10 protein-coding genes are annotated in these 14,124 nt (G+C 41.8%); 3 read left to right on the forward strand and 7 right to left on the reverse strand.

The window, feature by feature from the left end; genetic code table 11:
* Positions 1-257: 257 nt before the first annotated feature.
* The 4 genes from E4T79_RS02450 to ccpA all read right to left on the reverse strand — a co-directional run bounded on the left by E4T79_RS02450 (position 258) and on the right by ccpA (position 6,261).
* Positions 258-599, reverse strand: a complete 342-nt coding sequence (locus E4T79_RS02450; protein ID WP_135027268.1) for a MazG-like protein — start codon at positions 597-599, stop codon at positions 258-260.
* Positions 600-1,638: 1,039 nt separating this feature from the next.
* Positions 1,639-2,955 carry a glycosyltransferase family 4 protein gene (locus E4T79_RS02455; RefSeq protein ID WP_135027269.1) on the reverse strand — a complete coding sequence of 439 codons (1,317 nt, stop codon included), beginning with the start codon at positions 2,953-2,955 and terminating at the stop codon, positions 1,639-1,641.
* Positions 2,956-3,954 (reverse strand): glycosyltransferase family 4 protein, encoded by a 999-nt coding sequence (locus tag E4T79_RS02460; RefSeq protein ID WP_135027271.1) that lies wholly within the window; start codon positions 3,952-3,954, stop codon positions 2,956-2,958.
* Positions 3,955-5,259: 1,305 nt separating this feature from the next.
* Positions 5,260-6,261: a catabolite control protein A gene (ccpA, locus tag E4T79_RS02470; RefSeq protein ID WP_167752606.1), complete on the reverse strand. Its 1,002-nt coding sequence runs from the start codon at positions 6,259-6,261 to the stop codon at positions 5,260-5,262.
* Between the two features lie 295 nt (positions 6,262-6,556).
* Here ccpA and E4T79_RS02475 point away from each other — a divergent pair, with 295 nt between their 5' ends.
* On the forward strand, positions 6,557-7,639 hold the full coding sequence (locus tag E4T79_RS02475) for a Xaa-Pro peptidase family protein (RefSeq protein WP_135027277.1): 1,083 nt from the start codon (positions 6,557-6,559) through the stop codon (positions 7,637-7,639).
* A 1,319-nt stretch (positions 7,640-8,958) separates the two neighbouring features.
* A complete protein-coding gene (locus tag E4T79_RS02480; RefSeq protein WP_135027279.1) occupies positions 8,959-9,726 on the forward strand; it encodes a MerR family transcriptional regulator in 768 nt (255 codons plus the stop codon).
* A gap of 296 nt (positions 9,727-10,022) precedes the next feature.
* Here E4T79_RS02480 and tgt read toward each other — a convergent pair whose 3' ends face one another.
* On the reverse strand, positions 10,023-11,162 hold the full coding sequence (tgt, locus tag E4T79_RS02485) for a tRNA guanosine(34) transglycosylase Tgt (protein WP_135027281.1): 1,140 nt from the start codon (positions 11,160-11,162) through the stop codon (positions 10,023-10,025).
* Between the two features lie 276 nt (positions 11,163-11,438).
* Here tgt and E4T79_RS02490 point away from each other — a divergent pair, with 276 nt between their 5' ends.
* Positions 11,439-12,281, forward strand: coding sequence for a DUF975 family protein (locus E4T79_RS02490; protein ID WP_135027284.1), 843 nt, complete (start codon positions 11,439-11,441; stop codon positions 12,279-12,281).
* A 198-nt stretch (positions 12,282-12,479) separates the two neighbouring features.
* Here the strand turns inward: E4T79_RS02490 and E4T79_RS10960 are convergent, their stop codons facing one another.
* Positions 12,480-12,692: a hypothetical protein gene (locus E4T79_RS10960; protein ID WP_167752605.1), complete on the reverse strand. Its 213-nt coding sequence runs from the start codon at positions 12,690-12,692 to the stop codon at positions 12,480-12,482.
* Between the two features lie 350 nt (positions 12,693-13,042).
* Entirely contained in the window at positions 13,043-14,077 is a 1,035-nt protein-coding gene (locus E4T79_RS02495; protein ID WP_135027286.1) for a M42 family metallopeptidase, read from the reverse strand.
* Between the last annotated feature and the right edge of the window lie 47 nt (positions 14,078-14,124).

A 14,124-nucleotide genomic window follows, 5' to 3' on the forward strand; every position in this document is an offset into this window, starting at 1 on the left:
GCGAAAGACAAATCCTATGAATAACAGGTCTGTATTGTAATGGGAATTCTTCATTCATGCATGTGAGTATCTTTGCTCTGTCGGATTGCTCATCAGCCTCAGACAGATATATAGTCATTTCGTTTATCTTTTATTACTTCGTTAACTCGCTTTACCGTACTCTCGTACAGCCTGCAGCTCCTTGCCTAGTACTAAAAATAAACGAAACGGCTATACTAAAAGTAAACGAAAAGACTATATCTACCCAAATTCATCCACTACCTTGTTTTATTTTCTGTTCCTATATTTGAAATTCCAAAGCGCTCTTCCTTATCTGACAAGAATATCTCTACCTCTTTTTCAAGGTCAATTCCCAAACGTTGAGACAACTCTACCAACCACCAGATATTTTCTGCCAACTTTTGCTCCAAAATATAAGGGGTTTCATCATAGTAACGCTCCTGCTTGGTCATCACAAGACGGTTGAGATTTCCGATATCATTGGACAAGCCTAGCAAATCTTCTTCAATCGTCCACTCACTACCGTGCTGCTTGATTTCAAACCCACGGTAGGCCTCTCGAATGGCTAGACTACGCTGGAGTAATTCCTGAATCGTCATATTCTCTCCTTTCTCTTTAGATTACAATACTCTCTATCTTTTGACACTTTCTGGACAGTATCAATGTAAGACTATTCTCTGACAGCTTTTTATATACAATAGAAATGGAATAGCCCTTTTGTGGGATTCCAAAACTAGCAAACTTTCCTATCCAGCTTCCATATTCTATCAAAAATAAAAAAACGCCGCCCTAAAAAGGACGTCGCAACGTGGTTCCACCTTCATTTATGCCTGCCCGCTATAAAAACACTAGGACAAACACCTCGAATGAGCTATATCGTAGCAACCGTTTTATGTTTTCATAAAAAATTGAAAGAGGAGTATCTCGTCAGGCCTTTTATGCGTTTGCAGCAACCACGCACTCTCTTAAAAAACGTTCCTAACAGACTTGTCTCTGATTGTTATTATAGCACCTTTCAATGAAATTTCAAGTATTTATTCTGATTTTTTTCTGACTATCTCTTAGATAGGAGCACTTTAGTGAGCGTTCCATAGATGGCTTTCGTCCTTGTGCAGTTCATATTGCTGCATCTCATCTTGCTGCATCTTTTGTAATAAGGACAACAAGTCGTGTTTAGTTGTGGCATTCCATATACTAGCCTTTAATTGTTCCTACACTGTTGGTTGAAAACCTCTAACAAGGTACACAAATTCATCCAGTTCTGTATGGATATTTTCTAGAACAATTAGCAACTTCGAAATGGTGATGTCTGACGCTCCATTTTCAAATTTACTAAGCATAGAATAAGAAAATGCGCCTCCTGTGGCTTCTTTCAAAGAAATTTTTCTACTCGTTCTCTAATCTTTGAAGATTTCTCCCATGTCATTCATCTTTATACGCTCACTCCGTTCACATCACAAAAGGCAGGACAGCTTGATTTATACTGAAGCAGCAACATTTTTGAATACTGTCTAAAGTAGGCTTCCTTTTGATCTTGTATCATGGACACAACAAAGGTAAACAGTCTATCATCTTTTAAATATTTTCAAGCGATTCTTTCAGAAAATATCCTCTTTCATCACTTCTGAACCAATCTACTCAATCCTCAAAATAATTACGGATTGATTTGACCTGCTCGACAGACTTTTTAAAGATTGCAGCGGTTGTATCAGAAGACTTGACAAAGGCACGTTTGGGCAAGCTCATCGCTCCCTTGAGTAAGCTTTCAGCTGTGCTAGCATCATTGATATGCTCCCGTCTGAAATCATAGGAAATTTTCAAATCAAGATAGTATTCATAGACTCTACGACCGAAGTTTTCAGCAGAAATTTCGTACAACTTTCTGGTTAAATGATGAGGGCTCATGTTCGGCGTGACTAAAATAGCATCTAAAACAGCATCGGTCAATTCTGCCTCACGCTTATACAGGGTTCCAAACATCTTGTCAGTCACAAGATTTTCCAAATAAGGATTCCACTCTGCGATGACAGGTGTCCCCGAAGCAAGGCTTTCCAGATAGGTCAAGCCCTGGGTTTCACTGGTTGAAGCTGAGATGAAGAAATCCGCAGCCTTATAGTAAAGCGCTGTTTCGCTCGGCGCAATCATGCCGGTCATCAAGACCCACTCTTTCAACTTCAATTCTTGAATCTGTTTCTCCAAGTCTTGGGCATAAGGTCCACCTCCTGCAATAACCAGCTTGACCTTTTCATTTTCTGCAAGAATGCGCGGCATGGCAGCAATAATAGCCTGAATATTTTTTTCATAGGAAATCCGTGACAAGCTGAGCAACATGGTTTCGTCTGGCTGAATCCCCAGTTGCTCCCGCAATTCAGCTATTGCGTCTGCCGTAATTTCTGGACGCTCAAACTTTGCCAGCTCAATCCCTGTCGGAATGACCCGTTTTGAAATCAGGACATTGTATTCTGTGAGAAGATTTTCCACAATCTCGCTGGGGCAAATCACCCCGTCCAAGTCATTCAAAAAGGCACGTACCAGGTACTTTACCATACTAGGACGAATCAACTTTCCCTTGGCAATATAGCGGACATAATCTTCATACTGAGTATGGTAGGTATGGACAACTGGAATATCCAGCTCCCTTGCAATCATTTTCCCCAATATCCCCAAGGAAAATTCCGTCTGGGTATGGATGATATCCAAATCGTAGCGGCCAGCAATTTTTAAGGCCTCAGTAAAGCCACGATAGGCGACACGCCGATCCTTAAAGGCAAAGAAAGGGACGCTTGGAATCCGAATAATATCCCAATCCTCATAGCGGTTGACGTCCTTGTCTGTCGTAGTAAAGATAAAAACACGGTGTCCCTGCTTTTCAAGTTCCGTCTTAAGGGTCTTAATTGATGTTGCCACCCCTGATACCTGCGGGAAATAGGTATCTGTAAATAATCCAATTCTCATCTATAGCTCCATTACTTGACGATACGCATCAGCCAGTTGATGCGAAACTTTATCTATCGAGCGACTTTCTGCCACTTGGTAACCAGCCTCTCTCTTATCCACCTGCTTATCTAATATTTTCTGGATAGAGGCTACAAAGTCATCGACGGTATCTCCCAACTCAGCACTATTCTCATCAATCCAGCCCTCGTAAACTGGAATATTACGCAAGACTACCTGCTGGCGACTGGCAAGGGCTTCGAGAACAACGATTCCTTCTGTTTCCTCATAAGACGGGAAGAAAAAGGCATCAGCACCGCTCATGGCTCCTTGAAAAACAGCACCTTTAAAATAGCCAGGAAAAGACACATTTGCTGGATGAGCCCCTTCTACTATCTTGCGAATGTAAGCAGGAATAATCCATTTATTAACACTGCCTAACCAGATAAAGCGGACATGAGGCATCCGTTCTGCCACCTTAACAAAATCTTCAATCCCCTTGCGGCGAAAATACAGCCCTGCACAGACTACCACCGGTTGATCTGCTGCAAGATCAAAATGCTTGCGAAAAATTTCTTCTTTGCGTGGATCTGTTTGGTATTTGTTAAGATCAATCCCATTTGAAACAGCAACAATTGGAGTTGTTACACCATAGCCTTGAATCAATTTCTTGGAGTATTCAGACGGTGTAATGACAAAATCTGCCTGCTGGTACATACTCGCCAGATATTTTCCCACAAAAGGAGCTAGGAGATTAGAGCCAATAAACGAATTGCGAAAATCTTCCATGGTCGAATGCCCATGCAAAATGACCTTTTTACCCTGGCGCTTCGCTGCCTGCAACAAGAGCCAACTGCGAGGGCCGTAGGTATTGATATGGACGACATCATAATCCCCCAATAAATCTGTCGTGTAGGGAATCCCCGCCAAATCAAGCGCCTCCATTTGATGGTGGAGAGCACGGCCGATGCCTGATTTTTCTAAAACTGTCTTTCCTTCTAAATACAATAGTACTTTCATGCCCTTATTATATCACATAATCCCCTTTTCCAGCTTCCTCAACTATAGATACGTGCCAGAAAAACCTCAAACAGGCATGTATATATCCTGGATTACGATTCATGTTACTTTATGGATTGTTTCTTCGTTTTTTAGTTCCAACAGTTCTAACTGTATGGTTTGAACGGTCTTTTAACCCCCTATAAAATCAACATCTTCCTAGCTCCAAAGATATAGCATACCTTTGGAGGCGGGAAATGGATGTTTGCAGAGGCCAAACGCTTCCTAGGAAGTAGGCTGAAAACCTCCACTGGAGCTTTTCACTCGTCAAATTTCCTATTTTCGCTTTGGGTTCTTTACGGGCTTGGTCTCTTGATGTAACTGAACACAGCCTACGAGCTATGTAAAAAAGGGACGAAGCCGTTGCGAACTATGTTCGCTTACGGATACGGCTCCCTTTAGGGGGACAGGCCGTTGCGAACTATGTTCGCTTACGGATAGGGCGCCTTTAGGAGGACAGACCGTTACAAATTATATCCGCTTACGGATACGGCTCTTTAGAGGCCAATCTCATTGGTTACAAACCAACCTGCTTCGATTGTCAGGAGGTAAACTCACCACCGCTTCTTCCCTAGATTTCATTTGTGGCAGACCTAGCTATCATCAACGAGGCTTCAACAGCCTAGGAATAGATGACTAAGGGTTAGAAATAAAAGAAGCGTCAATAAAAAAAAGCTGGATAAAAAGTCCCAGCTTTCTCACTTTATGAACCGAATGACGTTGACACAGTGGTTGATGGCTTCAATGGCTATCATGCCGTTAACGGTTGGAAATAACATGCTGCTCTTTTTTCAGGGAGCAGACTAAAAAGCTCCCGTGGAGCTTTTGATAGTCTTTTAGTTTGCTTCTTAGTATAGCCGTTTCGTTTATTTTTAGTACTAGGCAACGAGTCGCAGGTAGTACTGGAGTACAGCAAGACGAGTGAACGAAGTAATAAAATAGAAACGAAATGACTATACTAGGCAAGGAGCTGCAGGCATAACTAGAGTACGGCAAAGTGAGTTAATGAAGTAATAAAAGATAAACGAAACGATTATACTCATATTTGTTCGTGTTTCACACTCCACATCTGACCTCTACGACTGATGCGAACTCGTTGGCTTCATTTCCAACCTCCAGCAGTCACTACTCTGACTGTTGGAGCTATGCGGAGGTGGAATCTGGGAATAGACCGTTTCAGCCCGAAGCTAGAATGCAGAAAATAAGGTAAAAACCGAACTCTTTTTTGACCTGTCGAGTTCTTTCCCACTCCCTTGTTTTCTATTTTTATTTGGTTGACTTGCGTTCTTTAATACCGTGGTTCAAGATAACTTCACGTGTATCCAACTCTTCCTTGTGCATAATCTTAGTCAACATCCGCATAGCAATCGCTCCGATATCATACAAAGGCTGACTGACAGAAGTCAAGTTTGGATTCGTAAATTTCGTGACTAAAGAGTCGTCACTCGTAATAATTTCAAAATCTTCTGGAACCTTGATTCCTTTATCAACAATTCCGTTCAACAATCCCGCAGCTATTTCATCTTCTGCCACATAGGCCGCTGTTGCTCCAGCATTCAAGATACGCTCCGCAAGCGCATAGCCTTCTTCGTACTTGTATTTTGATTCAAAGACAAGTCCCTCGTTAAAGGACAATCCATTTGCTTTCAATCCTTCTCTGTAGCCTGAGAAACGAACTTTACCATTGATGTCATCCACTAATGGACCTGATACAAAGGCTATCTTTTCATTGTTTTTAGCCAACAAATCCACTACATCCTTGCTTGCTTTTGCATAATCAATGTTGACGCTTGGCAACTGATGCTCCAAATCAACTGTTCCTGCAAGCACGATTGGTGTTCGGGAACGAGAAAACTCTGCACGAATTTTATCAGTCAAATGATAGCCCATGAAAATAATACCGTCAACCTGTTTGGAAAACAAGGTATTCACCACGTTGATTTCTTTTTCATCATTTTCATCACTGTTAGCAAGGACAATATTATACTTATACATGTCCGCAATATCATCGATCCCTTTGGCCAAGGTCGCAAAATAAGCATTGGCAATATTTGGAATGACAACTCCCACTGTCGTTGTTTTCTTACTAGCTAAACCACGCGCTACCGCATTTGGTCGGTAGTCCAAACGATCAATCACTTCCAATACTTTTTTTCGCGTGTTTTCTTTTACATTCTTATTCCCATTTACCACTCGGCTGACTGTTGCCATCGAAACACCAGCTTCGCGAGCGACATCATAAATGGTTACTGTATCATCAGTATTCAACATAATTGATAAGATCCTTTCACTTTTCTTTTTATGAAAATTACGCTTTCACCCTCTCTATAGTGTATCATTTTTTGAAATCCCTTTCAAGCGATATACCGCATTTTTTGAAAAGTTTTAAGAAATTAGGAAAAAGCATTGCAAACCGAAAAATGACTTCCTCTTCAATCCATTTGATTACTCCTTGCTCTGCCACTCCCCAATTATTTTTCCTCCTATCTCTATTTTTACGATAAATTCTTGATTTTTTATTCCTTTTTTGACACAATGAAACAAATAGAAAGAAGGTGTCCTTATGACCAAAATCATTGATATTCTCTCGCATTTACAAAGCACTGACCTGGATATGGCTGTCCTTTCTGATCCTGTTTCTATCAATTATCTAACAGGCTTTTACAATGACCCGCATGAACGCCAGATGTTCCTCTTTATCAGTCAAACAAGTGCTCCGCTCCTCTTTGTACCTGCACTTGATGCAGAACGGGCACGAAAAAGTCTAGATTTTTCAGTGGTTGGCTATATTGATTCAGAAAATCCTTGGGAGAAAATCAAGGCTTCCTTACCAGAAAAAAACTACAAACGGATTGGCCTTGAGTTTGATCAGCTCATTCTCACTAAATATCAAGGATTAAAGACAGTTTTTGAACATGCAACATTTGACAATCTAACCCCTATCATCAACCGTATGCGCCTAATTAAATCAGCCGATGAAATGCAAAAGATGATGATTGCAGGAAAATGGGCAGATAAGGCTATACAAATCGGATTTGAAGCTATTTCGCTTGATAAGACAGAAACCGACATCATTGCTGAGATTGAATTTGCCATGAAACGTGAAGGACTTGAAATGAGCTTTGAAACCATGGTCTTAGCCGGACATAACGCAGCCAATCCCCATGGTATTCCTGGACCCCACAAGGTAGAAAATAACGCTCTCCTCCTCTTTGACCTAGGTGTCATGGCAAATGGCTATGCTAGCGACATGACACGAACCGTTGCAGTTGGGCAGCCTGACCAATTTAAAAAAGACATCTATGCCCTCACTCTTGAAGCCCAACAAGCTGCTCTTGAGATGATTAAACCAGGTGTGACTGCTCACGAAGTGGATTGGGCAGCCCGGCAAGTCATTGAAAAAGCTGGTTACGGCGAGTATTTCAATCACCGCTTAGGGCACGGAATCGGTATGGATGTGCATGAATTTCCATCCATCATGGCAGGAAATGACCTCATACTTGAAAAAGGTATGTGCTTCTCTGTCGAACCTGGTATCTATATCCCAGGTAAGGTCGGTGTCCGCATTGAAGACTGTGGTTATGTGACTGAAAACGGCTTTGAAGTTTTTACCAATACTGGTAAGGATTTGTTCTACTTTGAGTAATTCTGAAAAGATTAGTGTCAACTGACCAATATAAGAACGGTGCGTCACATACATCTCAAAAAGCATTAAACTAAAAGGGAAACACGCGAAAGATTCTAGCATCTGATTCAAACCTTGAAAAGGGAGTGGGGCAAGATTATGCTTTCAAGGCAATCGATTTTCTCCCCAACTACCATAGTAGTAGCATAACCTACATAGCTGATTAAGATTGAAGAAAGAGTCTATCTTTGACTCTTTCTTCAATCTTTTTCTTCTGCATTCCCAACAAAAAGACTCTTAAAAATAATTTGAACAAGGATTATAGGTGCGTCATGAACGTTGTTTTATAGTCTTTTAGTTTACTTTTGGTACTAGTCAAGGAGCTGCAGGCATAACTAGAGTACGGCAAAGCGAGTGAACGAAGGAATAAAAGATAAACGAAATGACGATACATCTGTTTTTACATGTTTCTACTATCCTAGAGGGCTATCTAAACTCCAAGACTACATAACAAACACTCATCAAAAACTCACTTCTTCTGTCGTTCGCTCACCTTGCCAAACTTCAGTTTTTCTTTCGGTTTAAAGGGGGCTAGAGTTACTATTCTTCGCTATCCCTATCTCCAATCTTTAACAATTCTTAACCGTAAAAGCTAATCACAAGATACGAAGCCCGTAAAGAACTCAAAGCGAAAATAGGAAATCTGACGAGTGAAAAGCTCCGGTGGAGGTTTTCAGCCTACTTCCTAGGAAGCGTTTGCCCACGACGTCTATTTCCCACCTCCAAAGGCATACTATACCTTTAGAGCTAGGAAGATTTATCTTTTTCGCACAGAGTTTAGGGCGGGTCCAATTACACAAGATACAAGGGCGGGGAAAAAGCGAATGTACCCTGTGCCTAAGAAACTCTCCGCTGGATAGTTTCTTCCGTATCTGTAAAGCAGGCGCAGCCTGCAACAGCTACGGTAAAATAGGAAATACGACGAGTGAAAAGCTCTGGTGGAGGTTTTCAGCCTGTTCCCTTAAATAGGACGGAATAATGTCCCATCTTCGGCTGCTTTTCCTTGTCTATTTTCTTTAAGTACGCGTTATCTTGCAATCAATGTCTTCGCTTCCTAGTTTCTAGGATTGGGCTAGCCTACTCCCCTGGATTAATTAGTAGTAGATGTATCAAATTGTTCATACTCTATAACTTTATGAGCTCAATACTTTCTAACCTCTATTAAAAAAAAACACTTGACATTGACGCAACGTCAACATATATAATAAAAAGTGGGATGAGAAGCGTACATGTTTCTCACTCCTATCTTGCAAGATATAGACAATAAAGAGGAATAAAATATGGCTTATTCAATTCGCAAATTGGCAAACCTATCAGGTATCAGCACTCGTACCCTGCGCTATTATGAAGAGGTTGGATTGTTACTTCCAGCCTATAAAAAAGACGGAGGTCAGCGCTTTTATGGTGAACAGGAAGTGGACAAGCTCCAGCAAATTCTCTACTACAAGGAGCGGGGATTTGAACTCAAACAAATTAAAAAATTCCTTACCCAAGAAAAGGTTGATACACTGAGTAGCTTAGAAGACCATTTGACAGACCTCCACGCGAAAAAGGAGAGAATTGAAGCCATGATTGAAAACCTCATGCGCACAATTCAAGCACAGAAAGGATACCTAACAATGACCACAAGTGAAAAATTCCAAGCATTTAAAGATACTCTTATCCAAGAAAATGAAACCAAGTACGGAACTGAACTCCGTGAAAGATACGGAGACGAAGAAATACAGAGAGCCAAACAACACTTTGCCACAATGAGCGAAGAAAATTACCAAGGCTGGCAAGCATTCGATCAAGAAATTAAAGTGCTCCTGCAGAAAGCCCTTGCTGAAAACTGGAAACCAGAAGATGAACGTAGCAAACAAATCGTCCAGCTCCATAAAGAATGGCTCCAAATGGCTGATAAACACTATTCTGCTGAAAAGCACATCGGCATTGCCCAGCTCTATACAGCCGACGAACGCTTCAGTGCTTACTATGATGAAGCAACCCAAGGTTGTGCTGCCTTTCTCACAGCCAGCATTAGCTACTGGGCAGGATTGATTGACTAATACTCATCAACATTAGCGTAACTCACTTCCCGAACTATGGTTTTCCTTTCCGTTTAAAGAGGACTAGCTTCGCTATCCTTATCCAATTCTCAGTTGTAAAAGCAGGTCAGATAGTGATAACTATAGAGTATCAAAGTCCAACTAATGAATATCCATAGCTGTTACGAGCCTCCTCGTTTAATAGATACGGGTCCCCTTTAGAGAGTCACTATTTGCGCTCTGCTATATTGATAAATGTCCACTACGATAAAAATGCCTAAAACTGTGCTGTTTTAGGCATTTCGTAGGGAAATCTATTAAAAATTACGTTTCGAGCTATTATAACCATAGCGCTCAACAAAATCTGCACGGAACTCCAAAAGATTATCGTCCATAATGGCTTGGCGGACGTTACGCATGAGTTTGAGCAAGAAGTAAAGATTGTGGTAGCTGGTCAAGCGGATACCAAAGGTTTCATCTGCTTTGAGAAGATGACGAAGATAGGCCCGTGTATAGTTGCGACATGTGTAGCAGTCACAGTCATGGTCAAGCGATGTGAAATCTTCTGCAAACTGGGCATTTTTTACCACCAGACGACCCTCACTGGTCATACAAGTTCCATTTCTAGCAATCCGTGTCGGTAAGACACAGTCAAACATATCCACTCCACGAATAACCCCGTCAATCAAGCTATCAGGCGCCCCAACTCCCATGAGGTAGCGCGGTTTATTTTCTGGTAGTAATGGCGTTGTAAAATCAAGTACGGCATTCATCTCTTCGTGCGATTCACCAACAGCTAAACCACCAATAGAATAGCCCGAAAAATCCATGCCAACTAGGTCATGGGCTGACTGGCGACGCAAATCTTCAAAACCTGCTCCCTGCACAATCCCAAATAGACCTTGGTCATGCGGACGGCGGTGAGCTTTCAAGCCACGCTCTGCCCAACGACTGGTACGTTCGATTGATTTTTTGACATAGTCATACGGCTGATAGAACTGCGGACATTCATCAAAACTCATCATGATGTCGCTACCTAGATTGTTCTGGATAGAAATCGCTTTTTCAGGCGATAGGAACATGTTAGACCCGTTGAGGTGGTTTTTAAAGGTTACTCCTTCTTCTGTAATGTTACGGCTATCAGCCAAGGAATAGACTTGGAAACCTCCGCTATCGGTTAAAATGGCCTGATCCCAATTCATAAACTTGTGCAGACCTCCTGCACGCGCAATCAGCTCATCTCCTGGACGAAGCCAGAGGTGATAGGTATTCGATAAAATAATGCCTGAACCCATTTCCTTGAGTTCTTCAGGGGACTGGGTCTTGACCGTTGCCTGCGTACCTACCGGCATAAACATGGGTGTTTTAAACGTACCATGCGGCGTGACAATCTCTCCCAAACGCGCACCTGTATGCTTTTCTTTTTTGACTAATCGATAATAAATCGGTGATGTCATCTTGTACCTCCCACTAGGAAAAACAGTCCTAGGTATTTGTCTTGTCTGCAGGATTTCTTTTTAGATATATGAAGAGGTATAATCTTTCAGTTTTGATTTAGTACTAGGCAACAAGTCACTGACATAACTGGAGTTAGACAAGACGAAAGAACACGGTCATAAACGAAAACTGAACGACTATTATTTCTCACAGAAACCTCACAAGCTCCTCTAGTCTATCAAAAAAAGACTAGCTTGTCACCTCATATTGTGCTACACTATGGGAAGGAGGTTTTTATGTTTTCAATTCGACAAATTCGTGCGAACGCACGCCAACTAATCGCAGAGACACCCGGAGCCTATCTCCTTGCCCTCATTCCCGTCATTCTTGGGGTGATTATTCAACTAGTCTATTCGTCCCAATCCGATGATTTAGCTCTACAATTAGCGAATTCTTCTATTGGTACATCCCAACTCATCAACTTGATCGCTTTCCCTCTTGTATACAACATTTTGGTTGATTTAATGACCTTATCGATGTCGCTTGCTCTTTTCCAAGTCATCTACCACTATCGTGATAGTGTCAGCTTCAAGGATTCTTTTACCCTCTTTAATCATAGATGTTTTGGTCGTATCCTAGCCACCTATCTCTTAAAAAATCTCTTTCTCTTTCTTTGGGGTTTGTTTATCATTGTTGGATTGTCTTTCATGCTAGCTGGAATCTACATGGCTGAGCTAGCAATGAATGTACATCAGAACTCAGAAGGGCTTCTCGTGGGTGCTGGAATGATGATAATCGTCGGGTTCATTATCATGATTGCAGGAATCCCTCTCCTACTGACTCAAGCTCTTGCTTACTTTCTCGTAGAACCTCTTCTCTTTGACAAATTAGCACAGGATACCTATACCGGGCCACTAGCAGTTATTAAGGAAAGTCGCCGCTTGATGAAAGGGTATAAAACGAAAGCTTTCATCCTGAACCTATCCTTTATCGGTTGGTTCTTCCTTAGTTACATTAGTATAGGAATCGTGGGAATCTACGTTATTCCTTACTATCTTGCTAGTCACATTTACTTCTATCAAGCTGTCCTTGAAGATCGCTCCATGAAAGAAAAGCTTTTCCAAGGCATGATGCTATAGTATAGGAAAAGGGAGTGGGAAAGAACGCGACAGGTCAAAAAAGAGCTCAGTTTTCACCTTATTTCCTGCATTCTAGCTTCGGGCTGAAACGGTCTATTCCCAGACCGTTTCACTCCCACTCCGCATAGCTCCAACAGTCACTACTCTGACTGTTGGAGGTTGGAAATGAAGCTAACGAGTTCGCAGCAGTCATAGAGGTCAAATTGGAGTGGGAAACACGAACAAAATATGAGTAAAAAGCTCCAGTGGGACTTTTGAGCCTGCTCCCTGAAAAAAGAGCAGCATGTCATTCCCAACCGTCAATGGCATGATAGCCATTGAAGCAAGCAACCACTGCGTCAACGTCATTCCGTTCATAAAATGAGAAAGCTGGGACATAAGTCCCAGCCTCTTTTTAACTGGTTTCTTCAAGGAAATCAGTTTTTATAGCCATTTCGTTTATCTTTTATGACTTCGTTCACTCGCTTTGCCATACTCTAGTCATGCCTGCAGCTCGTTTCCTAGTACGAAAAGCAAACGAAAAGACTATATACTCTAGAGCTACAACCGATTAAAACAAAGCGCATGACTATCTAAAACCATTTTACTTAAAAATAATAGCTTCAAGAGAGCAAAACTGTATCAATCTTTTTGACAAATGCTCTCAGGTATGGGGATACATCAGACACTCATCCTCACACTATGGTAGCAACTAGCCAATCGATACTCCTTTCTGGCTGTTTTTTCCAAATTAGGATACGCTTGAAGATACAAACCCTCTATCACTCCACCATATCTGATTTCAAATAGACATCGACCATTTTCTCCGTTGCCTCAATCGAATCAATATGAGTACGTTCGTAAGAATGGCTAGACTCAATCCCTGCACCGAGAAGAGCGTGTCTGACATCTGCTCCTGCATGCATAGCAGCCGAAGCATCCGAACCATAGTAAGGATAAATGTCAAGTTTATAGGGAATGGTATGCTGTTCAGCAAGAGCAACCAGATGCTGGCGCAATTCATAATGATAGGGTCCTGAGGCGTCCTTGACACAGATAGAAACGGTATATTCATCAGTCTGCTGATCATCTCCCATAGCCCCCATATCAACAGCTAAATATTCCACTACCTGATCAGGCAAGCTAGAATTGGCACCGTAGCCGATTTCTTCATTATTTGAAAAATAAAAATGTGTTGTATAAGGGAGGGTAACCCCCTCTTCCTTGTAAACCTTGAGCAAATTGATCAAGATAGCAGCTGATACCTTGTCATCCAAATGTCGGCTCTTGATAAAGCCATTTTCGGTTAGGACTGTCCGCGGGTCAAAAGAGATAAAATCTCCTACATCAATCCCTAAGGCACGTGTTTCTTCGGCAGAGTTCACCTTTTCATCTAGGCGAATTTCCATATTAGTCTGGTTGCGCTCTGCTGTTTTGGCATCAGCATAGACATGGACAGAGGTCTGGTGCATGAGAATCGTTCCTGTATGAGTCTTACCAGTCTTGGCTACATGAATTAGACAGTTCTCCCCTTCAATAGAGGGGTAGCCAAAGCCACCGATTAAATCCATCTTTAGGCGACCGTCTGCTTTAATCGCCCGTACCATGGCGCCCAATGTATCCAAATGCGCTGTCACAACCCGATGCTTGCTCTCATCTGCTCCTCTTACACTCACCATGACACCACCTTTGGCAGTTCTTACTGCCTGATAGCCAAAACCTGCAATCTCCGCCTGGATATAGTCCATAATGGCTCTTGTATAACCTGTTGGAGAGGGGGTATTGGTTAATGTGACAAGGTAATCCACTGTATTCATATCGTACTCCTTTTCTTGCTTGTTCATCTTTTCCTATTATACCACGT

The organism is Streptococcus sp. LYSM12 (assembly GCF_004569635.1).
In the GTDB taxonomy this organism is placed as follows: Bacteria; Bacillota; Bacilli; order Lactobacillales; family Streptococcaceae; genus Streptococcus.

Coding starts and splice junctions, on each gene's coding strand:
- E4T79_RS02450 (WP_135027268.1), bottom strand. CDS start 599: ATGACGATTCAGGAATTACTCCAGCGTAGTCTAGCCATTCGAGAGGCC.
- E4T79_RS02455 (WP_135027269.1), bottom strand. CDS start 2,955: ATGAGAATTGGATTATTTACAGATACCTATTTCCCGCAGGTATCAGGG.
- E4T79_RS02460 (WP_135027271.1), bottom strand. CDS start 3,954: ATGAAAGTACTATTGTATTTAGAAGGAAAGACAGTTTTAGAAAAATCA.
- E4T79_RS02475 (WP_135027277.1), top strand. CDS start 6,557: ATGACCAAAATCATTGATATTCTCTCGCATTTACAAAGCACTGACCTG.
- E4T79_RS02480 (WP_135027279.1), top strand. CDS start 8,959: ATGGCTTATTCAATTCGCAAATTGGCAAACCTATCAGGTATCAGCACT.
- tgt (WP_135027281.1), bottom strand. CDS start 11,162: ATGACATCACCGATTTATTATCGATTAGTCAAAAAAGAAAAGCATACA.
- E4T79_RS02490 (WP_135027284.1), top strand. CDS start 11,439: ATGTTTTCAATTCGACAAATTCGTGCGAACGCACGCCAACTAATCGCA.
- E4T79_RS02495 (WP_135027286.1), bottom strand. CDS start 14,077: ATGAATACAGTGGATTACCTTGTCACATTAACCAATACCCCCTCTCCA.